This window comes from Bordetella sp. FB-8 (assembly GCF_000382185.1).
In the GTDB taxonomy this organism is placed as follows: Bacteria; Pseudomonadota; Gammaproteobacteria; order Burkholderiales; family Burkholderiaceae_B; genus Bordetella.
This window is the reverse complement of record NZ_KB907784.1, coordinates 2,520,238-2,546,428: the sequence shown is the minus strand read 5'-3', so window position 1 is coordinate 2,546,428 and position 26,191 is coordinate 2,520,238. Positions and strand designations below refer to the sequence as shown.

General features: G+C 65.2%; 24 protein-coding genes. 9 read left to right on the top strand and 15 right to left on the bottom strand.

Annotation, left to right across the window (positions count from 1 at the left end; genetic code table 11):
• Positions 1–31 precede the first annotated feature (31 nt).
• The 4 genes from acs to H143_RS0112210 all read right to left on the bottom strand — a co-directional run bounded on the left by acs (position 32) and on the right by H143_RS0112210 (position 5,730).
• Complete coding sequence (acs, locus tag H143_RS0112225; protein WP_019938530.1) at positions 32–2,011, bottom strand: acetate--CoA ligase; 1,980 nt, start codon at positions 2,009–2,011, stop codon at positions 32–34.
• 115 nt (positions 2,012–2,126) lie between these two features.
• On the bottom strand, positions 2,127–3,443 hold the full coding sequence (locus tag H143_RS0112220; RefSeq protein ID WP_019938529.1) for an MFS transporter: 1,317 nt from the start codon (positions 3,441–3,443) through the stop codon (positions 2,127–2,129).
• Entirely contained in the window at positions 3,440–3,844 is a 405-nt protein-coding gene (locus H143_RS0112215; RefSeq protein ID WP_019938528.1) for a heme-binding protein, read from the bottom strand. Before H143_RS0112215 ends, H143_RS0112220 begins: the two co-directional genes overlap by 4 nt.
• Positions 3,841–5,730, bottom strand: a complete 1,890-nt coding sequence (locus tag H143_RS0112210) for a propionate--CoA ligase (protein ID WP_026349995.1) — start codon at positions 5,728–5,730, stop codon at positions 3,841–3,843. Before H143_RS0112210 ends, H143_RS0112215 begins: the two co-directional genes overlap by 4 nt.
• A 143-nt stretch (positions 5,731–5,873) precedes the next feature.
• Here H143_RS0112210 and H143_RS0112205 point away from each other — a divergent pair, with 143 nt between their 5' ends.
• A complete protein-coding gene (locus H143_RS0112205) occupies positions 5,874–6,446 on the top strand; it encodes a C40 family peptidase (protein WP_019938526.1) in 573 nt (190 codons plus the stop codon).
• A 45-nt stretch (positions 6,447–6,491) separates the two neighbouring features.
• Entirely contained in the window at positions 6,492–6,689 is a 198-nt protein-coding gene (locus H143_RS22485) for a hypothetical protein (protein ID WP_155803385.1), read from the top strand.
• A gap of 93 nt (positions 6,690–6,782) precedes the next feature.
• On the opposite strand, the gene H143_RS0112200 is transcribed toward H143_RS22485, so the two are convergent.
• From H143_RS0112200 to lptF, 3 genes are all read right to left on the bottom strand, one after another.
• Complete coding sequence (locus H143_RS0112200) at positions 6,783–7,748, bottom strand: CysB family HTH-type transcriptional regulator (protein ID WP_019938525.1); 966 nt, start codon at positions 7,746–7,748, stop codon at positions 6,783–6,785.
• Positions 7,749–7,855: 107 nt separating this feature from the next.
• Positions 7,856–9,052: an MFS transporter gene (locus tag H143_RS0112195; RefSeq protein ID WP_019938524.1), complete on the bottom strand. Its 1,197-nt coding sequence runs from the start codon at positions 9,050–9,052 to the stop codon at positions 7,856–7,858.
• Positions 9,053–9,055: 3 nt separating this feature from the next.
• A complete protein-coding gene (gene lptF / locus H143_RS0112190; protein WP_019938523.1) occupies positions 9,056–10,162 on the bottom strand; it encodes an LPS export ABC transporter permease LptF in 1,107 nt (368 codons plus the stop codon).
• Positions 10,163–10,336: 174 nt separating this feature from the next.
• Between lptF and H143_RS0112185 the strand changes: the two genes are divergently transcribed.
• The 4 genes from H143_RS0112185 to H143_RS0112170 all read left to right on the top strand — a co-directional run bounded on the left by H143_RS0112185 (position 10,337) and on the right by H143_RS0112170 (position 13,514).
• Positions 10,337–11,851: a leucyl aminopeptidase gene (locus H143_RS0112185; RefSeq protein WP_019938522.1), complete on the top strand. Its 1,515-nt coding sequence runs from the start codon at positions 10,337–10,339 to the stop codon at positions 11,849–11,851.
• Between the two features lie 101 nt (positions 11,852–11,952).
• Entirely contained in the window at positions 11,953–12,396 is a 444-nt protein-coding gene (locus tag H143_RS0112180) for a DNA polymerase III subunit chi (protein ID WP_019938521.1), read from the top strand.
• 2 nt (positions 12,397–12,398) lie between these two features.
• Positions 12,399–12,653 carry a hypothetical protein gene (locus H143_RS0112175; protein WP_019938520.1) on the top strand — a complete coding sequence of 85 codons (255 nt, stop codon included), beginning with the start codon at positions 12,399–12,401 and terminating at the stop codon, positions 12,651–12,653.
• Positions 12,654–12,791: 138 nt separating this feature from the next.
• Positions 12,792–13,514 (top strand): Bax inhibitor-1/YccA family protein, encoded by a 723-nt coding sequence (locus H143_RS0112170; protein WP_019938519.1) that lies wholly within the window; start codon positions 12,792–12,794, stop codon positions 13,512–13,514.
• Positions 13,515–13,578: 64 nt separating this feature from the next.
• Here the strand turns inward: H143_RS0112170 and aceA are convergent, their stop codons facing one another.
• Complete coding sequence (gene aceA / locus H143_RS0112165; protein ID WP_019938518.1) at positions 13,579–14,904, bottom strand: isocitrate lyase; 1,326 nt, start codon at positions 14,902–14,904, stop codon at positions 13,579–13,581.
• 425 nt (positions 14,905–15,329) lie between these two features.
• On the opposite strand from aceA, the gene queF reads away from it, so the two are divergent.
• Positions 15,330–16,169, top strand: a complete 840-nt coding sequence (gene queF / locus H143_RS0112160; protein WP_019938517.1) for an NADPH-dependent 7-cyano-7-deazaguanine reductase QueF — start codon at positions 15,330–15,332, stop codon at positions 16,167–16,169.
• A gap of 6 nt (positions 16,170–16,175) precedes the next feature.
• Here queF and H143_RS0112155 read toward each other — a convergent pair whose 3' ends face one another.
• From H143_RS0112155 to zwf, 3 genes are read right to left on the bottom strand one after another with little or no spacing between them, the layout of a single operon-like run.
• Positions 16,176–17,018: an SIS domain-containing protein gene (locus H143_RS0112155; RefSeq protein WP_019938516.1), complete on the bottom strand. Its 843-nt coding sequence runs from the start codon at positions 17,016–17,018 to the stop codon at positions 16,176–16,178.
• Positions 17,019–17,036: 18 nt separating this feature from the next.
• Positions 17,037–17,714, bottom strand: coding sequence for a 6-phosphogluconolactonase (gene pgl, locus H143_RS0112150; protein ID WP_019938515.1), 678 nt, complete (start codon positions 17,712–17,714; stop codon positions 17,037–17,039).
• Positions 17,711–19,171 carry a glucose-6-phosphate dehydrogenase gene (gene zwf, locus H143_RS0112145; RefSeq protein WP_019938514.1) on the bottom strand — a complete coding sequence of 487 codons (1,461 nt, stop codon included), beginning with the start codon at positions 19,169–19,171 and terminating at the stop codon, positions 17,711–17,713. Before zwf ends, pgl begins: the two co-directional genes overlap by 4 nt.
• Positions 19,172–19,294: 123 nt before the next feature.
• Here zwf and edd point away from each other — a divergent pair, with 123 nt between their 5' ends.
• Both edd and eda read left to right on the top strand, forming a co-directional pair.
• The gene (gene edd / locus H143_RS0112140; protein ID WP_026349994.1) at positions 19,295–21,127 is read left to right on the top strand and encodes a phosphogluconate dehydratase; all 1,833 of its coding nucleotides are present in this window, start codon (positions 19,295–19,297) and stop codon (positions 21,125–21,127) included.
• Positions 21,128–21,133: 6 nt separating this feature from the next.
• Positions 21,134–21,754, top strand: a complete 621-nt coding sequence (gene eda, locus H143_RS0112135; RefSeq protein ID WP_026349993.1) for a bifunctional 4-hydroxy-2-oxoglutarate aldolase/2-dehydro-3-deoxy-phosphogluconate aldolase — start codon at positions 21,134–21,136, stop codon at positions 21,752–21,754.
• 52 nt (positions 21,755–21,806) lie between these two features.
• On the opposite strand, the gene pgsA is transcribed toward eda, so the two are convergent.
• From pgsA to acpS, 4 genes are all read right to left on the bottom strand, one after another.
• Complete coding sequence (gene pgsA / locus H143_RS0112130; RefSeq protein ID WP_019938511.1) at positions 21,807–22,379, bottom strand: CDP-diacylglycerol--glycerol-3-phosphate 3-phosphatidyltransferase; 573 nt, start codon at positions 22,377–22,379, stop codon at positions 21,807–21,809.
• A gap of 373 nt (positions 22,380–22,752) precedes the next feature.
• Complete coding sequence (gene uvrC / locus H143_RS0112125; protein WP_019938510.1) at positions 22,753–24,585, bottom strand: excinuclease ABC subunit UvrC; 1,833 nt, start codon at positions 24,583–24,585, stop codon at positions 22,753–22,755.
• Positions 24,586–24,631: 46 nt separating this feature from the next.
• A complete protein-coding gene (gene nagZ, locus H143_RS0112120; protein ID WP_019938509.1) occupies positions 24,632–25,708 on the bottom strand; it encodes a beta-N-acetylhexosaminidase in 1,077 nt (358 codons plus the stop codon).
• Positions 25,709–25,739: 31 nt separating this feature from the next.
• Positions 25,740–26,174, bottom strand: a complete 435-nt coding sequence (acpS, locus tag H143_RS0112115) for a holo-ACP synthase (protein WP_019938508.1) — start codon at positions 26,172–26,174, stop codon at positions 25,740–25,742.
• Positions 26,175–26,191: the final 17 nt, after the last annotated feature.

The following is a 26,191-nucleotide window of genomic DNA, read 5'->3' as shown; positions in this document are numbered from 1 at the left end:
AGGCAACCGCGGGAACCCGAGGACTGTAGCACTACAGCGATTTGGACAACTGATCGAGGATGGCGGGATTTTCCAACGTGGAGACGTCCTGCGTGATGGCCTCGCCCTTGGCAACCACCCGCAGCAGGCGGCGCATGATCTTGCCCGATCGGGTCTTGGGCAGGTTGTCGCCAAAGCGAATGTCCCTGGGCTTGGCGATGGGGCCGATTTCCTTGGCGACCCAGTCGCGCAGTTGCTGGGCGATGGCCTGGGCCTCCGCACCCTCGGGCCGGGAGCGTTTGAGCACGACGAAGGCCACCACGGCCTCGCCGGTGGTGTCGTCGGGACGCCCCACCACGGCGGCCTCGGCCACCATTTCGTGCGCCACCAGTGCGGACTCCACTTCCATGGTGCCCAGACGGTGCCCCGAGACATTGAGCACATCGTCGATGCGGCCCATGATCCAGAAGTAGCCATCGGTATCGCACTGCGCCCCGTCGCCCGCCAGGTAATAGCCCTTGAGCTCGGGTGGGAAGTAGCTCTTGACGAAGCGGTCCGGGTCGCCCCAGATCGTGCGGATCATCGAAGGCCACGGGCGCTTGATCACCAGGAAGCCGCCGTTGCCCGCGGGCACGTCCTCGCCGGTCTCGTCGACGATGGCGGCGGTAATGCCGGGCAGCGGCAGCGTGCACGAACCCGGCTTGAGCGGCGTGGCGCCGGGCAACGGCGTGATCATGTGGCCGCCGGTCTCGGTCTGCCACCAGGTATCGACGATGGGGCAGCGCTCGCGCCCGACATTCTTGTAATACCACATCCAGGCTTCAGGGTTGATGGGCTCGCCCACCGAACCGATGATGCGCAGCGAATCGAGTGCGTATTGGGAGGGATGCGTCTTGGGATTGCCTTCGCAGGCCTTGATGAGCGAGCGGATGGCGGTAGGCGCGGTGTAGAAGATCGTGGCCTTGTGGCGCGCGATCATGTCCCAGAAGCGGCCCGAATCCGGATAGGTGGGCACGCCTTCGAACATGATCTGCGTCAGCCCGCATGCCAGCGGACCATAAGCGATATACGTGTGGCCCGTGATCCAGCCCACGTCGGCGGTACACCAGAAGACATCGTCGGGGCGCGCGTCGAAGGTCCACTTCATGGTCAGTATGGCCCACAGCAGGTATCCCGCCGAGGCGTGCTGAACCCCCTTGGGCTTGCCGGTGGAACCCGAGGTGTAGAGGATGAAGAGGGGATGCTCGGCGTTGACCGGAACCGGCGCGCAGGCGTCGGGCTGGCCGGCCTCGACATCGTGCATCCACACGTCGCGGCCCTCGGTCCAGTCGACCTTGCCGCCCGTGCGCTTGTAGACGACGACTTTGCGCACGGCCTCGCAGCCTCCCATGGTCAGCGACTCGTCGACCGCGGGCTTGAGCGGGATCTGCTTGCCGCCGCGTATCTGCTCGTCGGCGGTGAGGACGAGCGAGGCGCCCACGTCGACGATGCGCTCCTGCAGGCTCTTGGCCGAAAAGCCGCCGAAGACCACCGAGTGCGTCACGCCCAGGCGCACGCAGGCCTGCATGGCCACCACGGCCTCGATGGACATGGGCATGTAGATGATGGCACGGTCGCCCGACTTGTAGCCCAGGCTCTTCAGACCGTTGGCAAAACGGCTCACGCGCGCCAGCAACTGGCTGTAGGTGATCTTGTCGACTTTGCCGTCATCGGCCTCGAAGATGATGGCGACCTTGTCGCCATTACCCTTGGCGACTTGGGCGTCCAGGCAATTGGCCGAGACGTTGAGTTCGCCATCGCCGAACCAGCGGTAGAACGGAGCCTTCGATTCGTCCAGAACCTGGGTGAAAGGCTTGGTCCATTGCAGGTTTTCACGCGCCATGCGAGCCCAGAAGGCGTCGGGATCGCGCTCGGCCTGGGCGGCCAGGGCTCGGTAGGCGTCCATGCCTGAAATGGTCGCGCCTTGCACCGCGCTCGCAGGCGGCGGGAACACTCGCGTCTCGACCAGGACCGATTCGATGGAATTGGACATGCTAAGTCTCCGTTTAGGGTTTTTTTCAATACCGTTATTTGGGTTATACAACTTTGCCACCGTATCGCTTCGCTCTTACTTGCACCTGACTGACCAAGATCAAGGAATTGCCGCTTCAGTTGCGGCGCGGCACCTGCACGCGCGCCAGCAAGGCCAGGCCTCCCACGAAGAACAGGCCGGTGACCAGGATGGCCAGGCGTTGATTGCCGTGGGTGACCCAGGTGACCAGGCCGTAGGTCAACGGCCCCACCACCGCGGCCAACTGCACCGCGAAGGTCCACAAGGCGAAGAACTCGGCCAGGCGGCCGGCCGGCGCGAACACGCCCACCATGGCCCGCCCCGCGCTCTGGCTGGTGCCCATGCACAGGCCGGCGAGAAAGGCCGCGGCCCAGAACACCGGCACGGTGACTGCGGCATAGGCCGTCAGCACCATGGCGATCCAGCCGCACAGCGTGATCGCCAGGGCGCGCTTGTGGCCGATGCGGTCCTGCGCATAGCCGAAGGCGAAGGCGCCTGCCGCGGCGGCGATATTCACGGTGAACACCATCAGCATGGTCTGCGCCATGCCGAATCCCATGACTTGCTGGGCATAGACCGCGGCCAGCGTGATGACCACCGAGATGCCGGCCTGATAACAGGCGCAGCACATCAGCAGGCGGCGGTACTGGGGATGGTCGGCGCCGGTCTCGCGCCAAAGCCGGGCCAGGCGTGCCAACATGTCGCGCATATCCCGCCACAGGCTCTGCAGGGGCAGGTCGCGCGGGCGCGACCGCTCGCGCAGCATAAGAAAGGACGGCAGCGCCGCCAATACGAACACCGCGGCCGTGACCATGACGACCCAGGGCACGTAGCGCGGCGCCTGCAGGCCGTGGGCCTGGCTGGCAAGCACCACCGCCAGCGACAGTCCCAGGCTGAGCATGCCGCCACAATAGCCGAAGCTCCAACCCCAGCCCGACACGCGCCCCAATGCATGGGGCCGCGCCAGCTCGGGCAGGAAGGCCGCCACCACGGACTCGCCCATGCAATAGCAGTAGTTGGAACAGGCCACCCCCACCAGCGCCAGCCAGACATCGCCCGGTCCGGCCCAGATGAGCAGCAGCATGAAAGCCACGTGGCCCACGGTGCTGCTATAGAGCAGACGGCGCTTGCCCGCGCGCGCGTCGGCGCGCGCCCCCAGCGTGGGCATGGTGAGCATGAGGCAGAGATAGGACAGCGACAGCCCCGATGTCCAGGCCAACGTGGCCCAGGGGGCCCCGCCGCCCACCACGCCGACGAAATAGGCGGAAAAAACCGTGGTGATGATGACGGTGGAATAGCCCGAATTGGCGAAGTCGTACATCGCCCAGGCCCATACCTCGCGCCGCGTCACGCCGGGATTGAGCGCCCCGCCGGCATCGGCGGCCGCGGCATCGGCGGACAGGACTTGGCTCACAGACCGAGTGCGGCGATGCCGGCGCGGGCGATCTCGGCATCCTCGTTGGACTTCACGCCGGAGACGCCCACCGCGCCGATCACCTGGCCGTCGACCACCACGGGCACGCCACCTTCGAGCATGCCTTCAAGCGGTGCCGAGAGAAAGGAATAACGCCCCTGGTTGATGATGTCTTCATAGCCCTTGGACTCGCGCCGGCCGATCGCCGCGGTACGCGCCTTGGCCGGCGCGATGTGCGACGAAACGGGCGGCGCGCCGTCGCCGCGCAGCAGGCCAAGCAGATGCCCGCCGTCGTCGGCCACCGCGATGGTCACCGCCCAGTTGTTCTCGAGGGCGTGCGCCTCGGCGGCGGCCAGGATGTTCTTCACGTCTTGCGCGCCCAGTACGGCTTTGGTCTTCATTGCAGGGATTCCTTGATCTGTTCGAGTGCTGAGGGATCTTCGATGGTGGTGAGATCGCCCGGATCGCGCTTTTCGCACACGGCCACGATAGCCCGTCGCAGCACCTTGCCCGATCGGGTCTTGGGCAGGGCGCCGACAAAACGGATGCGCGCGGGACGCGCCACGGCGCCGAGCTGCTGTTCCACCAGGCGCATGATATCGCCTTCCAGCGCGCGGGCCGCGTCGGCGTCCTGCGCCTGCGCGGCTTGCCTGAGCACGACGAAAGCCGTGGCGACCTGACCTTTGAGTTCGTCGGCCACCCCGACCACCGCGCACTCGGCCACGGCGGCGTGGCTGCTGACCGATTCCTCGATTTCGCGCGTGCCCAGGCGATGCCCGGCTACGTTGATCACATCGTCGGTGCGACCCAGAATGAACCAGTAGCCGTCCGCGTCCACCCTGCCCCAATCGAAGCTCGAGTAATACTGCCTGCCCGGAATGGAGGTGAAATAGGTCTGCACGAAGCGTTCATCGTCGCCCCAGATAGTGGACATGGCGCCCGGCGGCAGCGGCGGTACGATAGCCACCACGCCTTTCTGGCCCACTTGCAGGTCCTGGCCGGTGGTTTCGCTGACTACGCGCACGTCAAAACCGTAGGTCGGAAAGGACGGGCTGCCCAGACGCACTGGTGTGCGCTCCACGCCGGGCTGTGCCGACAGGATGGGCCAGCCCGACTCGGTCTGCCAATAGTTGTCGATGACGGGCTTGCCCAGTCCTTCCGACAGCCAGCGCGCCGTGGGTTCGTCCAGCGGCTCGCCCGCCAGGTACACGGTCCGCAGCGAGGAAAGATCGTGCCGCTTGAGCAGGGCCGGATCCTGGCGCTTGAGCACGCGCACCGCCGTGGGCGAGGAAAAAAGCGCATTGACGCGAAAGCGCTCGACCAGCCGCCACAGGATCGCGCCGTCGGGACGCACCGGCGTGCCTTCATAGAGGATGGTGGTCTGCCCGCCGATGAGCGGGCCGTAGACAATGTAGGAATGCCCCACCACCCAACCTATATCGCTGGTGCAGAAATAAGTGTCTCCCGGCTTGCCATCGAAGATGTATTCCATGGAGGCGGCCAGCGCCACGGCATAGCCGCCGGTGTCGCGCTGCACGCCCTTGGGCCTGCCGGTGGTGCCCGAGGTGTACAGCACGTAGCTGGGCTCGGACGACTCCAGCCACGTTATGGGCACATGCTGCCCCCAATGCTCGCGGCGCAGTTGCGCATAGTCCAGGTCGCGTCCGGCCACGGTCTCCCAGGGCGCCAGCCCACGATCGAGGATCACCACCGATTCAGGCGGCTTGGCACACAGGCCCAAGGCCCTGTCCAGCAAGGGCTTGTAGGCCTGCACCTTGCCGGCGCGCGAGCCGCCGTCGGCGCTCATCACCACCTTGGGCGCCGCATCGTCGATGCGCTGCGCCAGGTTCACCGAGGCGAAGCCGCCGAACACCACCGAATGCACCGCGCCGATGCGCGCGCAGGCCAGCATGGCGAACACCGCCTCGGGCACCATGGGCATATAGAGCAGCACCCGGTCGCCGCACTCGACACCCAGCGCGCGCAGCATGGCAGCCACGGCGTTGACTTCGTCGTAGAGCTGACGGCGGGTGTAGACGCGCTCCTGATCGACCTCGGTCGACACCCAGACCAAGGCCGGACGGTCGGCGTACTGGGGCAGCCAGCGGTCGACCGCGTTGTAGCAGAGGTTGGTGCGTCCGCCCACGAACCAGCGCGCGAAAGGCGGGCGGCTGTCGTCCAGTACCCGGGCAAAGGGCGCATCCCAGTGTATGCGCTCTGCCTCCCGGCGCCAGAACTCCTCGCGATTCGCTATAGATTCACGATGGAAATCCATGATTTTATTCACTTTTGTCTCCTGCTTTGATATAGTTCCGGGCAGTTCCCAGACGCACTCCTTTCGCTACGCAAGTTTCCACGACGCCGCGCATGCAAGCAACCCGGACCGCAGACCGACCCACCCTTGCCCCCGCAGCCTGGCTGCGCAGGGCCATGGCCGTCGCCGCGCTGGCCACGCTAGCCGGCTGCGCGGGCATGAACGGGGGTTCGGATGCCGCGATCAACGCCGAGGAGATGGCCGCGCATTCGAACGACCCCATTGGTGCGCTGATTGCCGCCCAGTACGCGCGGGACGCGCTGCACGGCCATTCGCACTATCCGATTCTCAGCGAAGCCCTGGAGCAGTTGGGAACACCCTATCGCTACGGCGGCGATTCGCCGGCCACGGGTTTCGATTGCAGTGGACTGATCCAGTATGCTGCCGAGCGTTCCCTGGGCATGAAGCTGCCGCGCAACGCCGCGGAACAGGCCGCCTTCGGCATCCCGATCCCGCGCAGCCAACTGCGCCCCGGCGACCTGGTGTTCTTCAACACCATGGGCGCACGCTATTCGCACGTGGGCATCTATCTGGGCGCGGACCGCTTCGTCGACGCGCCCAGCACCGGCGGCGTGGTGCGCATCGATGACATGACCATCGCCTACTGGAACAGCCGCTATACCGGCGCGCGCCGCATTCCCATGCGGGTGGCGTACAACAACGCGCGGCTGCGCACTTCGCAGCGCTAACGCGCCGCGACTGAAAAACGACGCTCCCATCGCCACGCAAGCGGCATGATCGATTCAAGCCCATTAAACGGCTGTCGGCCGCCTCGGGCGCTCGGCCATGCATTTGGTGTCGGCTTCACCCCGGGCATTCAAGTGCGCGAAGGCGAGTTCGGCGTCCCAGGCCTGGAGGGCATCGAGGCCGAGAAGAATGGGTTTGGGGTTTGTCGCAATATGGACCCTATTGCGATATCAGCCGGCAATTAAACGGAATTACATCTTTATCTTCATATTAAATATGAAGATAAAGATTACAGAACAATCGAGCACCTATCATCGCGCAGCTTCGGAGAGCCGACTCTAGGCCGCGGCGGCCTGTTGCTCGGGTTCGACACCCAGCATCGCCTCGGCCACCACCTCGCGCTCGAGCCCAGGGGCCAGCATTTCCAGGAAGGTATAGACGTAGTCGCGCAGGAAGACACCCGCCTTCAGGCCGACGCGCGTGGTGTGCGTGCCGAACAAGTGCCCCGCCGGCAGGCCCACCAGGTTGGTATCGCGCCGCGGATCATAGGCCACGCCCGCGATGATGCCGATGCCCATGCCCACATCCACATAGGTCTTGATCACGTCGGCGTCGATGGCCTCGAGCACGATGTCCGGATGCATGCCCTGGCTGGAGAACACTTCGTCGATCGTGGTGCGGCCTGTGAAGGCGCGGTCGTAGGTCACGATAGGATAGGCTGCCAGCTGCGCCAGCGTGATGTTGCGCGCCTCGCTGGAAGTCAGGTCGCCCAGGGGATGGTCGCGGCGTATCACCACCACGTGCTCCCAGGAATACACGGGCATGGTCACCAGGCCAGGCGTGAGCGCCAGCGACTCAGTGGCAAGCGCCATATCGGCCTGCTCGTGCAGCACCATCTCGGCCAGTTGGCCCGGGCTGCCTTCGGCCAGCGAAAGACGCACCTTGGGAAACTGCTTGCGAAATTCGGGGATGACTCGCGGCAGCAGATAGCGCGCCTGGGTGTGCGTGCAGGCGATCACCAGCCCGCCCTCGTCGCGCCGCGCGTATTCGTCGCTGACCTTCTTGAGATTGTCGACCTCGCGCATGATGCGATCGATGACTTGCGCCACGGCCTGGCCGGGCTTGGTCAGACCCTTGATGCGCTTGCCGTGGCGTTCGAATATCTTCAGGCCCAACTCGTCCTCGAACTCGATGATGGCCTTGGACACGCCGGGCTGCGAGGTGTAGAGCGTGCGGGCGGCCTCGGTGAGGTTGTAGTCGCGCCGGATGGTTTCGCGTACGAAGCGAAATTGCTGAAGATTCATGGCAGGGCCCGCAATGATGACGCCCTGATTATAAGTAATAAAGAAATAAATTTATATTACTTATGTTTATATATTTAGTGCATCGAGCCGCAGCAGACTGACCTGCATCAAGCCTGCCCGGAACGGCGTCTCTCAACGAAGAAGTTGACCAGCGCCCCGGCGGCCATCAACACGGCGGTGCCGAGAAAAACCGAGCGCATGCCGATGTGACCGGCGACAAAGCCCGCGCTCAGCGGTCCGAGCACCTGGCCGGCATATTGCGCCGACACGCTATAGCCCAGGACGCCGCCGACTAGGGTCTGCGGCACGTTGTGGCGGATGACGCTGGCGATGCAGGGCAGCAACCCGCCCAGCGCCAGTCCCATCAGAAAGCGCAGGGCGATGAGCTGCCAGCTTCGGGTGACGAACGCCTGCGGAACCAGGAGCAACGCGGCGACGAACAGGCAGGCGATGATGATCCGCCAATGCCCGACGCGATCGGCGAGCTTGCCCAGGTGCGACGAGGACAGGATGCTGCCCAGGGCCGCCGCCGACATCACCAACCCTGCGACGAAGGTCACCCGCGCCGGATCGACCAATTGCGCGACATAGACCGTGATGATCGGCTCGATCGACATCGTGGCGAACATCAGCAGCAGGCCCGTCGCAAGCATCGCGACAATCGGCTGCTTGTCCGGAATACGCGCCCAGCCGCCTGCCTTGCGGGCCTGCGCCGTGGATGAATGCGCCTCTTCGCGGATCAGGAAGGTCGTACCCAGGAAAGTAACGAAAATGACGCCGCCCGCCATCAGGAAGGTGTTGCGAATGCCGATGAGCGGCGGCAGCAGCCCGCCGATCAGAGGACCGACCAGATTGCCCGTCATGATGCCTGCCGACAGAACGCCGAGCGCCCAGCCGGTGCGCTCCTTGGGCGTCTGGGAAGCGACCAGCACGGTGGAGCCCGAGGCATAACCGCCGAGCAGGCCCGCCAGCAGCCTGAGCAGCACCAGTTGCCCGATGCTGTGCGCCATGCCAAGCAGCGACATGGCGATCGCCATGCCCAGACTTGCCCGGATCAGCATGAGCTTGCGGCCGTAGCGGTCGGCCAGCCTGCCCCACAGGGGCGCGGTCAGGGCTGCGGAGAAGAAGGTCGCGCCGTAGGCGATACCCGACCATTGCACGATGGCTGCATGGCCCCGCACGCCCAACTGCTCGACATACAAAGGCAGAAACGGCAGCAGCAGCGTCATCGCCACGATCGTGGTGAAGGAGCCGAAGACGCAGACGATCAGATTGCGTTTCCAGTGGGCGCTGCCGCCGTTCATGGCCTAGGGCTTGTCCGGCTTGGGCGCCTTCACGCGCAGCCTGTGCAGCAGCAGCAGTGCGAACAGCCCTAGCACGAGCGCGTGTATCGCCCATACGCCCAAGCCGAAGCTGAGCTTGCCGTCGCCGATCCATGCACGCGACAGATTGATCAGGTTCATGTACAGCATGGCCACCAGGGCGGCGATCAGCAGGTCGCCCGAGCGGCCCAGGCGCGGATTGACCGCGCCCAATGGAATCGCCAGAAGGGCCAGGTTGAGCGCCGCCAGCGGCATGGAAATGCGCCACATCACCTGCGACCAGCTCTCGGCCGTGTTGTCGACCACGAGCTGACGCGTAGTGCGCGCCTTGCTGGAACTGTCGGCCTTTTCCTTAGCCTCGGCGATGGGGTCTTTCGAGGAGCGGCTTTCCAGGCGCAATCCATAGTGCTCGAAATTCACCAGGCGAATTTCCGGCGTCCCGAGCTTGAGGTCGTAGCGATGCCCCCTGTCGAGCACCACGAAACGGTCGCCGTTGGGCATAACCTCGGTATGCGCGCTGTGCGCGGTGATGATGCTGTGCCACTGCGGATCGATGAGACGCGCGAAAACGACGCCCAGATCCTGGTTCGGCTGAGCCGGATCCTCGGCAAAGAACACACGCCGCCCACCCTCGGACTCGACAAATTGCCCAGCCGTGACCTTGGACAAATCGGAACGCTGTTCGTAGCGGTCCCGGTATTCGCCGATCTGCCGGTACGACCAGGGCGCAGCGACCATGGTGAACCAGGCGGCGACCACCGCCACGGGCACCGCCACGGTCAGCACCGGCTTGAGCCAGTCGGTCAACGACAGTCCGCTGGCGAACCACACCACCATTTCGGATTCGCGATAGTTGCGCGTCACCGTGGTCAGCACCGCAATAAAAAGCGACACCAGAAGAATGATGGGCATCGCCGTGATGGTCGACAGCGCAGCCAGTCCCATGACCACGTTGGCGCCGATGTTGCCGGCGGCAGCCTCGCCCAGAAGGCGCACCAAAAGCACGCTGACCCACACGATCAACAGGGTGGAAAACACCACGCCGCCGTGGCTCGTGATCTCGCTGACGACGGACCGTTTGAATAAAGACATGAGTGAATTTTGGGGGATAATCCCGTAGAACGACGTGGCCCGTCGCTGGTTCTAACCATCCGGCCGAACCTTACGATCGGCCCGCCTGACCGAGCCGGCGATCAAGCAAGCCGGCCGGCAACCTCGCAAGCCAACCACGTCGGCCGACCTCGGTCCATCCCGGAAAACAGAGTCATGGAATTTAGCACACAGACCACCGCATCCCCGCATCAAATCAAGACAGCCGCGCTGGCGGCGGGCGTCTACGCCGACGGCCAATTGAGTCCGGCCGCCGACGTGCTCGACCGCGCCGCGGGCGGCCGCCTGCGCGCCATCGCCAAAGGCGAGTTCCGCGGCCGCCTCGGCAGCACGCTGGTGCTGCGCGATCTGCAGGGCGTGGCGACCCAGCGCCTGGTTCTGGTGGGCCTGGGCAAGCGCGAGGAATACGACGCCCGCGCGCACGCCAGCGCCGAGCAGGCCTTTGCGGCTTACTGCGTCTCGGCCCGTCTGACCGAAGGCGTCTCAACCCTGGCCTCCAACGAAGTCAAAGGGGCCGCGTCGATGCGCGATCGCGCCCGCGCGGCGGCCATCGCGGCCGGCAACGCGACCTACCACTACGACGCCACGCTCGGCAAACCCGACGCCGACGCCCGCCCCAAACTCAGGAAGATCGTCCAGATCGTCGAGCGGGCCGACGCTTCGGCTGCGCAGCAGGGCCTGAAAGAGGGCGCGGCCATCGCGCAGGGCATGATGCTGGCCAAGACCCTGGGCAACCTGCCGGCCAACGTCTGCACGCCGGCCTACCTGGGCGAACAGGCCAAAAAGCTCGCCCGCGAATTCAAGTCCATCAAGGTCCAGGTGCTCGAGCAAAAGCAGATCGAAGCGCTGGGCATGGGTTCCTTCCTTTCGGTGGCGCGCGGTTCCTACGAACCGCCGCGTTTCATCGTGCTGCGCCACGCCGGCAAGGCACCCGCCGCCAAGACCAAGGCCAAGACCCCGGCCGGTCCCGTGGTGCTGGTGGGCAAGGGCATCACTTTCGACTCGGGCGGCATCTCGATCAAGCCGGCCGCCAACATGGACGAAATGAAATTCGACATGTGCGGCGCGGCCAGCGTGCTGGGCACTTTCCGCGCGCTCGCCGAACTCGACCTGCCTTATGAAGTCATCGGCCTGGTAGCCAGTTGCGAGAACATGCCCAGCGGCCGCGCCAACCGGCCGGGCGACGTGGTCACCAGCATGTCGGGCCAGACCATCGAGATCCTCAACACCGACGCCGAAGGCCGGCTGGTTCTGTGCGATGCCCTCACCTATGCCGAGCGCTTCAAGCCGGCGGCCGTGATCGATATCGCCACGCTCACCGGCGCCTGCGTGGTGGCCCTGGGCAGCGTCAACACCGGCCTGTTCGCGTCCGACGACGAACTGGCCGACGCCCTGCTGGCCGCCGGCAAGCAGACGCTGGACCCGGCCTGGCGCATGCCGTTGGATGACGCCTACCAGGAGCAGCTCAAGTCCAATTTTGCCGACATCGCCAACATCGGCGGTCCCAAGGCCGGCGCCGTCACGGCCGCCTGCTTCCTGTCGCGCTTTACCAAGGCCTACCCCTGGGCGCACCTGGACATCGCCGGCACGGCTTGGAAGAGTGGCAACGACAAGGGCTCCACGGGCCGGCCGGTGCCGCTCCTGGCGCAGTATCTGCTCAACCGCGCCTGACGATGGCTCCCCGACTCGCATCGCGTGCCCGCGCCCTCAGTGGGGCAAGCGTGCCGTCCGACTTGGGGCGGCCCTGCGGCTCGCTAGGGCAGCGCCGATAAATGCGCATCGACTTCGCCTTCGGCGCGCCGGACCGACTGCGCTCGGCCTGCCAGACCGCCTACAAGCAGCATCAGGCGGGCAGGCGCCTGGTGGTCTACTGCAGCGACGGCGCTCGACTCTCGGCTTTCGACCGCATGTTGTGGGACCTGGACGACATTTCCTTCGTGCCGCACGTGCTGGCCACCGATCCGCTGGCATCCGAGACGCCCGTGCTGCTCACGGCGGCCGACCCTGCCGGCGCCCTGCCGGCCGACCAGGCCGCCCAGGCCTGGCTCATGAACCTGGACGACGGCTGCCCGCCCGGCTACGACGGCTACGCGCGCCTGCTGGAGTTCGTCTCCGGCGAGACCGGCGACCGCCACGCGGCGCGCCAGCGCTGGCGCGTCTACCAGACAGCCGGCCATGACCTGCGCAGCCACGACCTGGCCCAACCCGGAAGTTGACCATGCCCCAATATATTGCCGACGGCATCCCCACCCTGACGCAGCGCGCCGAAGCCGATATTCCCGTCCTGGACATCCCGGCCGCGCCCGCGACCGGCGCCTTCCCCGAAGCTGTCCTGCGCGCCGCCCTGCAGGCCGACCTCGAGCAGGCGATCCAGAGGGCCACGGACGAGGCGGCCGCGATGCTGCGCGAACGGCTCGAGGCCGAGCTTCCCGCCATACTGGCCCGGGCCATGTCCCGGATACGGCCGGGTTGAAATCGGGCGTAATACCCTCATTCTCCTTGCAACGGGATTCAGTGGAATTTAAGGGTCCTGTCAGGCATACTGGTACACTAAAGCAGGCGGGCATTATGCCTACCCCGCTTTCATCCGCACCCTCCTAGAGGAACCACCATGAACGATTACCGTCCTTCCCCCTTAAACCGTTCCGGTACCGACGCGTACGCTGGCGCGCCGGGCGAGGTGGTCCGCAACCGCGTGCTGCGCAACACCTACTGGCTGCTTGCCCTGTCCATGATTCCGACCGTACTGGGCGCCGCCCTGGCACTGTCCCTGGGATTGAACCAGGCCATGGCCGCAAGCCCCGGCACCACTGCCATCATCTTTCTGATCGGCGCATTCGGGCTGATGTTCGGCATCCAGCGCAACAAGAACAGCGCCCTGGGCGTGGCGCTGCTGCTGGTCTTCACCTTTTTCATGGGCGTCATGCTGTCGCAACTGCTGGGCTTCGTCCTGAGCGGAAACAACGGCCCCCAACTGATCATGACGGCCTTCGGCGGCACCGCCATCGTGTTCGGCGCCATGGCCTCGTTGGCCAGCACCGTCAAGCGCGACCTCTCCAACAGCCTGGGAAAATGGCTGTTCGCCGGCCTCATGGTCATCATCGTGGCCAGCCTGGCCAATATCTTCCTGCACCTGCCGGCGCTCATGCTCACCGTGTCGGTGTTGGCCATCGTCATCTTCTCGGCTTTCATGCTGGTCGATCTGCAGCGCATCATCAACGGTGGCGAAACCAACTACGTCACAGCCACCCTGGCGGTCTACCTGGATGTCTACAACGTCTTTGCCAACCTGCTGATGCTGTTGAGCGCCTTCACCGGCAATAACCGCAACTAAAAATCACGGTAAAAAAAATGGCCGCGCCGGTACGCGGCCATTTTTACTTCTGCCGGTAAGCCGACTACGCCACCTGGGCCAATGGCTCGCGGTGCTGCTCGAATTGCGCTTCTTCGGTCGAGCCGGTCAAGGCCGTCGTCGACGAGCGGCCCGCCTCGATGGTCTGCGTCACGGCGTCGAAGTAGCCCGTACCCACTTCGCGCTGGTGCTTGACCGCGGTAAAGCCCATATCGGCAGCAGCGAATTCCTTTTGCTGCAGTTCAACGAAGGCGCTCATCTGGCGGCGTGCATAGCCGTGCGCCAGTTCGAACATGCCGTAGTTCAGCGCGTGAAAGCCAGCCAGCGTGATGAACTGGAACTTGTAGCCCATGGCGCCCAATTCGCGCTGGAACTTGGCGATGGTGGCATCGTCCAGGTTCTTCTTCCAGTTGAAGGAAGGCGAGCAGTTATAGGCCAGCAGCTTGCCCGGGAAGCGCTGGTGGATGGCTTCGGCGAACTTGCGCGCGTAGTCCAGATTCGGGGTGGACGTTTCGCACCAGATCAGATCGGCGTACGGCGCATAGGCCAGTCCGCGCGAGATGGCTTGGTCGATGCCGGCACGCGTGCGGAAGAACCCTTCCATCGTGCGCTCTCCGGTAAGGAAGGGACGGTCGTTCTCGTCCACATCACTGGTCACCAGATCCGCGGCGTCGGCATCGGTACGAGCCAGCAGCAGCGTAGGCACGCCCATCACGTCTGCGGCCAGACGCGCGGACACGAGCTTGGATACGGCTTCCCGGGTGGGCACCAGCACCTTGCCGCCCATGTGGCCGCACTTCTTCACCGAGGCGAGCTGATCCTCGAAATGCACACCCGCCGCGCCCGCCTCGATCATGGCCTTCATGAGTTCATAAGCATTGAGTACGCCGCCGAAGCCGGCTTCGGCGTCGGCCACGATGGGCGCAAAATAATCCACGTAGCCCTCGCTGTCGGGATCGACGCCTTCCATCCACTGGATCTGGTCGCAGCGGGTCAGGCTGTTGTTGATGCGGCGCACGACCACGGGCACGGAATTGACCGGATAGAGCGACTGGTCAGGATACATCTCGCCCGCGGAATTAGCGTCGCCCGCAACCTGCCAACCCGACAGGTAGATCGCCTTCAACCCCGCCTTGACCTGCTGCATGGCCTGGTTGCCGCTCATGGCGCCCAGCGAATTGACGAAGGGTTCCTGGTGCAACAGATGCCACAAACGCTGCGCGCCGCGGCGGGCCAGCGTGTGTTCGATGGGCACGGACCCGCGAAGTTTCACGACATCGGCCGCACTGTAGACGCGGGCAATGCCTTTCCAGCGTTGATTTCCAGCCCAATCCTGCTCCAGGTGGCTGATTTCCGCTTGACGATGGCTCATCACAAAGCTCCTCTTGGTTGGTAAAAAATGCATTGAAAAAGCACGATTCATTCTGGCATCGCAGCAAGCATTTTTTTGACCCAAAGTGGAAATATTTTTATTATACAAATCAAGTAATTAAGAAGTTAATTTCATATTATGAAATCATTTTCAGCCTCGTAAAAATCGCAAATGGTGCATGGCACCACGAATTTTCGGATGCCGCTTTAGGGTTTTCACAATCTGAAATTTTGGTCGTTTTCCGCCACACAGAAAACGCCTTTCAGGAATTTCGCGCGTTGTCCCCTGCTGCTGCGGCAGTCCGATGTCGCTTTGATCAGACACAATCCCAATCCGCCTCGATGCCGCCCTCGTGGGAGCAACCGAATCGCCAGGCCAGGCGGGACTCTTACAATGCAAAGCCTATCCGCTTGCGTATTCTTCCCATGTCATTGACCGACGCCCCTCTGGGCCACCACGTCGCCTATCCGGATCAATACGATCCCACGCTGCTCTTTCCCATCGAGCGCGCGGCCAACCGCGCCGCATTGGGCCTGGGCGCGGCGGCGCACCTGCCGTTTCACGGCGCCGACATCTGGACGGCCTACGAACTCTCTTGGCTGAACGCCAAGGGCAAGCCGCAGGTCGCCATGGCCGTTGTCACCATCCCGGCTGACAGCCCTCGGCTGGTCGAGTCAAAATCGTTCAAGCTCTATCTGAACTCCTTGAACCAGACTCGACTGGACGACGAAGCCCTTCTGCGAGAACGGCTTGCCCAAGACATCGGTGCCGCCGTCGGCGCCGATGTCGAGCTGGATCTCATCATGCCCCGCGACTTCGCAGCGCAGGGCATCGCGGAACTTGGCGGCACGGACCTGGACGCGCTCGATATCGCCATCGACACCTATCAGCCCGCCCCCGGACTGCTGCGCCACGCGCCAGACTCGCGCGACGGCGACATCGTCGAGGAAACGCTGGTTTCGCGCCTGCTCAAATCCAATTGCCCGGTAACCGGCCAGCCCGACTGGGGCAGCGTGCAAATCCGCTACCGGGGCCGTGCCATCGATCGCGTAGCGCTGCTCAAGTACATCGTGTCCTTGCGCCAGCATGCGGGTTTTCATGAGCATTGTGTCGAACAGATCCACACCGATATCATGCGCGCCTGCGCACCGGCGGAGCTGACCGTCTACGCCCGCTACACGCGGCGCGGCGGGCTGGACATCAATCCCTGGCGCAGCAATGCGCCGGGCGTGCGGGTCGACGCCACCCGCACCGCGCGGCAGTAGGCAACCTCAAGCGTCAGCGCGATGGCGCCGGCGCTTGAGGCTGCGCTTGGTCTTTTCCAGCGTGGCGCTCAGACCCGGACCGTGCTTGAGCGCTACGCCGACGGCCAGCACGTCGATCATCACCAGATGGACGATGCGCGAGAGCATCGGACTGTAGATCTCGGTATCTTCCTGGGTGTCGGCCAACAGCGGCACTGTGGCCAGGCGCGCCAGCGGCGTGCCGGATGACGTGATCGCCACCACCGGACAGCGATTCGATCGCGCGATTTCCACCGCGTCCAGCAACTCGCTGGAACGCCCGGAGGTGGAAATCGCCACCAGCACGTCACGCGGCCCCAGAAGCGATGCGGCCATGGCTTGCACGTGAGGATCGGCGTAGGAGACGGCCGGGATGTCAAAGCGGAAAAACTTGTGCTGGGCGTCGGCCGCGATGATCCCCGAGTTGCCCAGGCCGTAGAACTCGATGCGGCGCGCCTTGGCCAGCAGTGCGATCGCGGCATCGAGCATGGCCGGGCTGACATCGTTGCGGCACTTGAGCAATGCGGATACGGCGTTGTCGAACACCTTGGCCGATATCTCCGAAGTCGGATCGCCCGGCCTGACGCTCGAATGCACATACGGCACTCCCGCCACCAGGCTTCCGGCCAGTTTGAGCTTGAAATCGGGCAGGCCCGTGCAACCCAGCGAACGGCAGAACCGGATCACCGTCGGCTGGCTCACGCCGGCCCGCATGGCGATGTCGGCCACGGTGGCCTGAATCACCTGATTGGGCTGGCCCAGCACCAGCTGCGACACCTTGCGTTCGGCGGCCGACAGAGAGTCGTGCTGGCTTTTGATGCGATCGAGCATGGTTGGATCCCGTCAGGTTCAGGGGGTCCAATACACGTCCAGCGGCGCCTGGGTCTGATGAATCAGGGCGCTGATCGGCAGATCGGGCGAGAACGCGGCGCACGCGGCGTCGAAAACGCGCCGCTTGGCCTGGCCGGCGATGGCGAGCACCAGCCGGCGCGCCTGCAGCAGGGCCGACAGGTTCAGGCTGATGCGCGCGTACGGCGCGGCCGGCGGCGTCACCGCGATGTAGCGGGCCGGACAGTTCGGATCGAGCCCGGCCGCCAACTCCGGCGCCCCCGGAAACAGCGAAGCCGTATGCCCGTCTTCGCCCATGCCCAGCAACGCCACCGTGATCGGCCGCGCTGCGCCGTTGGCGGCCGTCAAGGAACCGAGGATATCCGCCGGGTCGCGCACCAGGCCGGCAAAGCACGCCGCCGCGGCCTGCCCAGCCAGCAGGTGTTCGCGCACCAGGCGCTCGTTGCTGTCTGTATGATCTGGCGCCACACAGCGTTCGTCCACCAGCGTAATCCATACGCGCGACCAGTCCAGGTCGGCATTGCGCAGCGCATGAAACAAGGGCACGGGCGAACGCCCGCCCGATACGGCCAGTACCGCGCTGCCGTCGGCATCGAGCGCCGCGGCCAGCGGCTGACGGACGGCCTGGACCAGCGCCGCCACCTGCGCGGCGTTGTCAGGGCATTCGAACCGTTTCATGCTTCCTCGTTCCAGGCGGCGCCGGCGCGCGACAGCAGGCCGGTCGAGGCCGCCGGCCCCCAGGTTCCCGCGGTGTAAGACTTGGGCGGCACGGTGCTGTGCTCCCAGCTATCGATGATAGGTTCGACCCAGCGCCATGCCTCGACCAATTCGTCACGCCGCATGAAGAGCGCCAGCCGACCGCGGATCACATCCAGCAGCAGGCGCTCATAGGCGTCGGCGCGGCGCACCTTGTACATGGACTGGAAATCCAGGTCAAGGTGGGTGGACTGCAGGCGCATGGCATCGCCCGGCTCCTTGGCCAGGAAATACAGGCGGATGCTTTCCTCCGGCTGCAGCCGGATCACCAGGCGGTTGGCGGTATGCTGGCCAGCCGGATTTTCGAACAGCGAATGCGGCACGCCGCGGAAATTGATCACGATTTCGGCCAGGCGCTCCTGCATGCGTTTGCCGGTGCGCAAGAAAAATGGCACACCGGCCCAGCGCCAGTTGGCGATCTCGGCCCGCAGCGCGACGAAAGTCTCGGTGTGGCTATCGGCCGGGATGTTCGCTTCGTCGTGAAAGCCCGCCACCGGCTTGCCGCTCACCGCGCCGGCCTTGTACTGGCCGCGCACGGCCTTGACCGCCACATCTTCGGCGCTGAAGGGCTTGAGCGCCTTGAGCGCCTTGAGCTTCTCGTCGCGGATCGCGTTGGCCTCCAGGCTGGCCGGGGGCTCCATCGCCACGATGCACAGCAACTGCAGCAGGTGGTTCTGCACCATGTCGCGCAAGGCGCCGGTCTTGTCGTAGAACTCACCGCGGCCTTCCACGCCGATGTCCTCGGCGATGGTGATCTGGACGTTGTCGACCCACTCGCGCCGCCATAGCGGCTCGAACAGCGCATTGCCAAAGCGGATCGCCATCAGATTCTGCACCGACTCCTTGCCCAGATAATGGTCGATGCGATAGATCTGGTCTTCCTGGAAAAAGCGCGCCACTGCGGCATTGATGTCGCAAGAGGACTCCAGGTCGTGGCCGAGCGGCTTTTCCAGCACCACGCGTACCGTTGGACGATTCAGCCCGACCGCCGCAAGATGCTCGCAGATCGTGGTGAACAGATCCGGCGTGGTGGCCAGATAGCAGACCGTGACGCGCTGGGCGTCCGAGCCGAGCCGCTGCGCGAGGCCCGCGTAGTCGTCCGATGCGGATGCCTCCAGCTTGTGAAAGTCGATGCGCTCGACAAAGGCGGTCCAGGCCGCCGGGTCGAAGCCCTGCTCCATGTGAGGACGCGCTTTTTCCTCCACCTGGGCCAGATAGCCTGCGCGCCCGAGGTTCTTGCGCCCCAGAGCGACAATGCGCCCGTCCTGGTGCAGCAGTCCGGCCTTGTGCGCCTGATAAAGCGCGGGCAGGAGCTTTCTCATGACCAGATCTCCGGTACCACCGAACAACACCATATCGAAAGCCGGCGTGGTCGCCATGCAATGCCTCCATCGTTGCTGAAGAGTGCAGATGTTTTGTGTAGCAATACTACTTCTTCTTTACGATAAATGTGTAGTAAAACTACAATACAGATTCTGCTTTCCGATTACAGGATGACCATCATGGCGCTACACCCCGTTCTGGCGGCCGTCACGGACCGCATCGTCGAGCGCAGCCGCGGCACCCGCGCCGCCTATCTGGCGCGCCATCGGGCGGCCTATCGCCAGAAGGTCGAGCGCAGCCAGCTCGGCTGCACCAATCTCGCCCATGCCTTCGCCGCCATGCCGGCGCAAGACAAGATCCTGCTCAAGGAGGCGTCGCGCCCCAATCTGGCCATCGTTTCGGCCTACAACGACATGCTGTCGGCGCACCAACCGCTGGCCGCCTTTCCAGCCTGGATCAAGCAAGCCGCGCAATCGGCCGGGGCTACCGCGCAGTTCGCCGGCGGCGTGCCGGCCATGTGCGACGGCGTGACCCAGGGCCAGGACGGAATGGAGTTGTCGCTGTTTTCGCGCGACGTGATCGCCATGGCCACCGCCGTGGCGCTGTCGCATCAGATGTTCGACGCGGCGCTGTACCTGGGCGTGTGCGACAAGATCGTGCCGGGCCTGTTGATCGGCGCGCTCACCTTTGGCCATCTACCGGCCGTATTCGTGCCGGCGGGTCCCATGACCACCGGCATGTCCAATGACGAGAAGGCCAAGACGCGCCAGCTTTTCGCCCAGGGCAAGATCGGCCGCGCGCAGCTGCTGGAAGCCGAGTCCAAGTCCTACCACGGTCCCGGCACCTGCACCTTCTACGGCACCGCCAACTCCAACCAGATGCTGATGGAGATCATGGGTCTGCATCTGCCAGGCTCGGCCTTCATCAACCCCAACACGCCGCTGCGCGAAGCGCTCACCTATGAGGCCGCGCTGCGCGCCGTGGCGATCTCGGCCCAAGGCGAGCGCTTCACGCCGATCGCCGAGGTGATCGACGAGAAAGCCATCGTCAACGGCATCGTCGGCCTGCTCGCCACCGGCGGCTCGACCAACCACACGCTGCATCTGGTGGCGATCGCGCGCGCAGCCGGCATCCATATCAACTGGGACGATTTCTCCGAACTGTCCGCCGTGGTGCCGCTACTGGCGCGCGTCTATCCGAACGGCAAAGCCGACGTGAACCACTTTCATGCCGCGGGCGGCATGGCCTTGGTGATCCGCGAACTGCTCGGCGCCGGCCTGTTGCACGGGGACGTCAACACCGTTATGGGACCGGGTCTGGAGCAATACACCCAGGAACCCTTCCTGGACGACGGCGCGCTGGTCTGGCGCGATGCGGCATCCGCCTCGCACGACCCGGACGTGCTGCGCCCAGCCGCGGACCCGTTCAGCGCCGACGGCGGCCTAAAGCTCATGACCGGCAATCTGGGCCGCGCGATCATCAAAGTGTCGGCGGTCAAACCCGAGCATCGCGTGATCGAGGCGCCCGCCCTGGTCTTCGACGACCAGAACGCAGTACTCGATGCGTTCAAACGCGGCGAACTGACGCGCGACTTCGTCGCGGTGATCCGCTTCCAGGGGCCGCGCGCCAACGGCATGCCCGAACTGCACAAGCTCACTCCGGCGCTGTCGGTGCTGCAGGATCAGGGCTTGCGCGTCGCGCTGGTGACCGACGGACGCATGTCCGGTGCATCCGGCAAGGTGCCAGCGGCGATCCACGTAAGCCCCGAGGCCGTCTCGGGCGGCGCGATCGCGCGCGTGCGCAATGGCGACCTGATGCGTGTCGATGCCGACACGGGCGAGCTTGCAGTATTGGTGCCGGCCGCCGAATGGGCCGCACGCGAAGCCGCCAGCATCGACCTTTCCCACAAGCAGCATGGTGTCGGCCGCGAGCTGTTCGCCGTGTTCCGCCAGAATGCCGACGCCGCTGAAGCCGGCGCGGCTTCGTTCCGCCTTCCCGATTGGCAGGAGTAGACATCGATGGATGCATTGAGCTTGTTGCAGCAAAGCCCGGTAATGCCGGTGATCGTTATCAAGGAACTGGACAGCGCGGTAGACCTGGCACGCGCGCTGGTGGCGGGCGGCATCCGCTCGCTGGAAGTGACGCTCCGCTCGGATGCCGCGCTCGAAGCGATCCGCGCGATCGCCGCCGAGGTTCCGGATGCCATCGTCGGCGTGGGCACGGTGCGCAACGCCGCCCAACTGGAAGCCGCGCTCAAGGCGGGCGCCCGTTTCGCGATCAGCCCGGGACTTACACCCGACCTGGCCGCCGCAGCGCGCGCATTGCCGGTGCCGTTCCTACCCGGCGTTGCCACGCCAGCCGAGGCCATGTGGGCGGCCGACTGCGGCTTTGCCGTGCAAAAGCTGTTCCCGGCCGAGGCAGTCGGCGGCCGCGCGCTGCTCAAGGCGCTCGCCGGCCCGTTGCCCGATCTCAAGTATTGTCCGACCGGCGGCATCAGCTTGGCCAATGCCGCCGATTATCTGGCGCTGCCGAACGTGCTGTGTGTGGGTGGCTCATGGCTTACGCCGGAGGCCGCCGTGGCGGCGCGCGACTGGCCGGCCATCACGGCACTGGCGCGCGCGGCCAGCGCACTGGCCTGAGCAGGAATTCCTCGAGGGCAAGAGCGGGCTCAGCCCGCTGCTTGCGATGCCGCTAGCGCGAGCTTTCCCGTATCACCGGCCAAGCCCGCTGCATGTAGTACAGCATCGACCATACCGTCAGCACGGCGGCAACGATGATGAGCCAGCCGCCCAGCCGGCCCAGATCCACGCCATACAGCCCGCGGCCGTACAGCAGGCAGGGAATCGCGATCATCTGCGCGGCCGCCTTGAGTTTGCCCAGTCGATGCACCGCCACGCTGGCGCGCGCGCCCAGGGTGGCCATCCATTCGCGCAGTGCCGAAATCGTCAGTTCGCGGCCGATGATGATGAGCGCGATGAAGATGTTCACCCGATTGATGTCCAGCAACACCAGAAGCGCGGCGCAAACCATGAGCTTGTCGGCCACCGGGTCAAGAAAGGCGCCGAAAGCCGAGGTCTGGTTCCAGCGACGGGCAAGCCAGCCGTCGAACCAGTCCGTCAGGGCTGCGATGATAAAGGCCCACGCGGCAAATCCATCGCGCATGGGCATGGGAAACCAGCTATCGGGCAGATAGAACAATCCCACCACCAGCGGAATCATGGCAATGCGCAGCCAGGTAAGAATGATCGGTACGTTTAACGGCATAGTGGATGTAATGCTACATCAGGCCGGCGGTGAAAATGGCCCCCACGCCGCGCCTTCGGCTTGCTGCCCCCCAAGGGGGCGCTTTTCGTCTTGGGGCGGCCCGGCGGCGAAAAGGCCCCCACGCCGCGCCTTCGGCTTGCTGCCCCCCAAGGGGGCGCTTTTCGTCTTGGGGCGGCCCGGCGGCGAAAAGGCCCCCACGCCGCGCCTTCGGCTTGCTGCCCCCCAAGGGGGCGCTTTTCGTCTTGGGGCGGCCCGGCGGCGAAAAGGCCCCCACGCCGCGCCTTCGGCTTGCTGCCCCCCAAGGGGGCGCTTTTCGCCTTGGGGCGGCCCGGCGGCGAAAAAGACCCCCACCGCGACCTTACCCAGCGTCGCGTCAACCGTGCAGGGCGTTGTAGATGCGCTCGGCCAGCTCGTCCGATATGCCGTCCACCGAGGCCAGGTCCGCCACGCTGGCGGCGGACACGCCCGACAGGCCGCCAAAGCGCGCCAACAGCCGCTGCCGGCGCCGCGCACCCACGCCCTCGATCTCTTCCAGGCGCGATACGTTGCGGGTCTTGGCGCGCTTGGCGCGCATGCCCGTGATGGCAAAGCGGTGTGCCTCGTCGCGGACCTGAGCGATCAGCATCAGCGCGGCGGACTCCTTGCCCAGGGCCACGGGCTCGCGGTCGTCGGCGAACACCAGGGTCTCCAGCCCGACCTTGCGGCCCTCGCCCTTGGCCACGCCCACCAGCGACTGGATGTCCAGCCCCAGTTCGACAAAGACCTGCCGCGCCACCTCGACTTGCCCCTTGCCGCCGTCGATCAGCACCAGGCCCGGCATCTGCGCTTCGCCGTCGGCGACCTTGGCGAAGCGGCGCGTCAGCACCTGGCGCATGGCCGCATAGTCGTCGCCTGGCGTGATGCCGACGATGTTGTAGCGTCGGTACAACGAAGGCTGCATATCGTGATGCTCGAACACCACGCACGAAGCTTGAGTGGCCTCGCCCGCCGTATGGCTGATGTCAAAGCACTCGATGCGCAGGGCATCGAGCATAGCCTCGTCGGTGTCCAGGTCCAGCGCTTGCGCCAAGGCGACGGTGCGCGCGGCCTTGGCGCCGGATTCGCTCAAGGCCCTCGCGAGGGCCAGTTCGGCATTCTTCTGCGCCTGCTCCAGCCAGGCACGCCGCATACCCTGCGGGCGTGTCAGCAGGCGCGGCGCCTTCGCACCCGACTGCTCGGCCAGCAGGCCCAGCAAGTCTTTGTCAGGCAGGGCGTGCGTCGTCACCAGGACCGGCGGCATCAGACCGTCGACGTAGTGCTGAGCCATGAAGGCCGCCAGCACATCCTCGGCCGGCTCGCCCTCGGCGTGAGTCGGAAAAAACGGCTTGTCGCCCAGGTGCCTTCCGCCGCGCACCATGGCCAGGTTCACGCAGGCCTTGCCGCCCGCGCTGGCCACCGCGATCACATCGGCATCCTCTGCGCTATCGGTGTCCTCCATGGTCTGCTGGTGCAATACCCGCGCCAGCGACCCCATCTGGTCGCGCAGGGCAGCAGCTTCTTCGAAGCGCAGCTCGCTCGATGCCTGCTGCATGCGCGCCTCGATCTCGCCCATCACGTCCTGCGCCTGGCCATTGAGAAAGCGTACGGCGCGCTGCACGTCGGCCGCGTATGCCTGCGGACTCAGGGCCTGCACGCACGGCGCCGAGCAGCGCCCGATCTGGTGCAGCAGGCAAGGCCGCGAACGGTTGGCGAACACCGTATCTTCGCAGGTCCGCAGGCGAAAGACCTTCTGCAGTATCTGGATCGTCTCGCGCACCGCCCAGGAATTGGGATAGGGGCCGAAGTACTGGCCGCGGCCCGAAGTGGATCCGCGGTAGTAAGCAATGCGCGGCCAGTCGTGCGCGGTCACCTGCAAATAGGGGTAGGACTTGTCGTCGCGGAAAAGAATGTTGTAGCGCGGGTGCAGACGCTTGATCAGGTTGTTTTCCAGGATCAGCGCCTCGGCCTCAGACCGCGTCACCGTCACATCGACCCGGGCCACCTTGGCGACCATCTGCGCAATGCGCGGGCTGGACAGGGTCTTCTGGAAATACGAGGACACACGCTTTTTCAAGTCGCGCGCCTTGCCCACGTACATGACCTCGCCCGCTTCGTCCAGATGCCGGTATACGCCCGGCAGATGCGGAAGATCGGCCAGGAACTGCTTGAGATCGAAGACGTCGGACATAAGAGAGGCTGCGACCAAGGATGGGACCTGCTAGGGCTAAAAGGCCCTAGGAAAGCCGGGCCAGGATGCCGCGGGCACCCCGGTACCGGCGCTCGTCCTGCAAGGCATTCCACGGCGTCGCCGGCAAGCGCGGCGCCAGGCGGCGTATGCGGGCGACGCAAGCTGCCGGATGCACATAAGGCTTTTCTTGCTGCAGGTTCGCCAACAACTCGTCGGCCAGATCGGGCCGGTTGCACACCAGCACCATATCGCATCCCGCACCCAGCGCCGCGCGCGCGCGCGCCGTGATGTCGCCGGCCACCGTGGCGCCCTCCATCGTCAAATCATCGGAGAAAACCACGCCATCGTAGCCCAACCGTTCGCGCAGAATCTCCTGCACCCAACGCCGCGAGAAACCCGCCGGCTGGGTATCAACCTTGGGATAGATAACGTGCGCGGGCATCACCGCCGGCAGCACGCCGTCGCCCAGCCAGCCGTAGGGCGCCGCGTCATCCTTGAGCACGCGGGTCAGGGAACGGGGGTCGACCGGGATCTCGCGATGCGAGTCCGCCTGCACGAAGCCATGGCCGGGAAAGTGCTTGCCGCACGCGGCCATGCCGGCCTGGGCCAGGCCTTGAATCAGGGCGCGGGCCAACATCGCCACCACGCGCGGATCGCGGTGCAAGGCGCGCGTGCCTATGACCTTGCTCACGCCATAATCCAGGTCGAGCACCGGCGCGAAACTCATGTCCACGCCGCAGGCGCGCAATTCGGCCGCCAACACATAGCCCACCTCGCAGGCCATGTGCATGGCCGCCAGCGGATCGACATCCCAGGCCCGGCCCAAGGCCTGCATGGGCGGCAGCACTGTAAAACCGTCCTCGCGAAAACGCTGCACGCGCCCGCCTTCGTGGTCCACGGCGATCAGGAGCGGTTCCTCGCGCGCCTCGTGGATCTTGCGCGTCAGCAGGCACAGCTGTGCGCGGCTCTCGAAATTGCGGGCGAACAGGATCACGCCGCCCACCAGGGGATGGCGCAGGCGCTGCTTCTCCTGCGTGGTAAGCCTGGTGCCTGCCACGTCGACCACCACGGGTCCAGGCGGCAGGGCATGCCTGGCCTTGCGGCCCATGTCTTTGCTGCCCATGCGGGCCCCCTTGCTTTTGCTGCAAGCCCTGCTAGGGCTTGCGCTCGACCACCACATATGCGGCGGCCATATCGGTTTCATCGGTCAATGACACGTGTGCCGCGCCAAAACGGGCGTCATACCAGTCCCGCAACTCGGGCCCGAGCACCAGCAACGGCCGCCCGCCTGGCGCATTGAGCACCTGCACGCGGTTCCAGAACATCGGCATGCGCATGCCCAGGCCTATGGCCTTGGAGAAAGCCTCCTTGGCTGCGAAGCGCGTAGCGAGAAACCGCACCCCGCGCCCCTCTGAACGCAGGCGGCGAGCCTGGAATTTCTGCAACTCCTGGGCACCCAGGATTTTTTGCGCGAAACGGTCGCCGTGGCGCGCCAAGGCGCGCTCGATGCGGTCTACGCGTATCAGGTCCAGGCCGATGCCGGCTATGCAGCCGGTCACTGCGCAAGAGGAAATGGAAGGTACGGGCATGGCAGGATCATACGCGA

Coding starts and splice junctions, on each gene's coding strand:
- nagZ (WP_019938509.1), bottom strand. CDS start 25,708: ATGGGCAGCAAAGACATGGGCCGCAAGGCCAGGCATGCCCTGCCGCCT.
- zwf (WP_019938514.1), bottom strand. CDS start 19,171: ATGGCGACCACGCCGGCTTTCGATATGGTGTTGTTCGGTGGTACCGGA.
- queF (WP_019938517.1), top strand. CDS start 15,330: ATGTCATTGACCGACGCCCCTCTGGGCCACCACGTCGCCTATCCGGAT.
- H143_RS0112195 (WP_019938524.1), bottom strand. CDS start 9,052: ATGAACGGCGGCAGCGCCCACTGGAAACGCAATCTGATCGTCTGCGTC.
- H143_RS0112155 (WP_019938516.1), bottom strand. CDS start 17,018: ATGCTCGATCGCATCAAAAGCCAGCACGACTCTCTGTCGGCCGCCGAA.
- uvrC (WP_019938510.1), bottom strand. CDS start 24,585: ATGTCCGACGTCTTCGATCTCAAGCAGTTCCTGGCCGATCTTCCGCAT.
- H143_RS0112185 (WP_019938522.1), top strand. CDS start 10,337: ATGGAATTTAGCACACAGACCACCGCATCCCCGCATCAAATCAAGACA.
- acs (WP_019938530.1), bottom strand. CDS start 2,011: ATGTCCAATTCCATCGAATCGGTCCTGGTCGAGACGCGAGTGTTCCCG.
- eda (WP_026349993.1), top strand. CDS start 21,134: ATGGATGCATTGAGCTTGTTGCAGCAAAGCCCGGTAATGCCGGTGATC.
- H143_RS0112175 (WP_019938520.1), top strand. CDS start 12,399: ATGCCCCAATATATTGCCGACGGCATCCCCACCCTGACGCAGCGCGCC.
- H143_RS0112180 (WP_019938521.1), top strand. CDS start 11,953: ATGCGCATCGACTTCGCCTTCGGCGCGCCGGACCGACTGCGCTCGGCC.
- H143_RS0112215 (WP_019938528.1), bottom strand. CDS start 3,844: ATGAAGACCAAAGCCGTACTGGGCGCGCAAGACGTGAAGAACATCCTG.
- pgsA (WP_019938511.1), bottom strand. CDS start 22,379: ATGCCGTTAAACGTACCGATCATTCTTACCTGGCTGCGCATTGCCATG.
- H143_RS0112170 (WP_019938519.1), top strand. CDS start 12,792: ATGAACGATTACCGTCCTTCCCCCTTAAACCGTTCCGGTACCGACGCG.
- pgl (WP_019938515.1), bottom strand. CDS start 17,714: ATGAAACGGTTCGAATGCCCTGACAACGCCGCGCAGGTGGCGGCGCTG.
- H143_RS0112200 (WP_019938525.1), bottom strand. CDS start 7,748: ATGAATCTTCAGCAATTTCGCTTCGTACGCGAAACCATCCGGCGCGAC.
- H143_RS22485 (WP_155803385.1), top strand. CDS start 6,492: ATGATCGATTCAAGCCCATTAAACGGCTGTCGGCCGCCTCGGGCGCTC.
- aceA (WP_019938518.1), bottom strand. CDS start 14,904: ATGAGCCATCGTCAAGCGGAAATCAGCCACCTGGAGCAGGATTGGGCT.
- lptF (WP_019938523.1), bottom strand. CDS start 10,162: ATGTCTTTATTCAAACGGTCCGTCGTCAGCGAGATCACGAGCCACGGC.
- edd (WP_026349994.1), top strand. CDS start 19,295: ATGGCGCTACACCCCGTTCTGGCGGCCGTCACGGACCGCATCGTCGAG.
- acpS (WP_019938508.1), bottom strand. CDS start 26,174: ATGCCCGTACCTTCCATTTCCTCTTGCGCAGTGACCGGCTGCATAGCC.
- H143_RS0112205 (WP_019938526.1), top strand. CDS start 5,874: ATGGCCGTCGCCGCGCTGGCCACGCTAGCCGGCTGCGCGGGCATGAAC.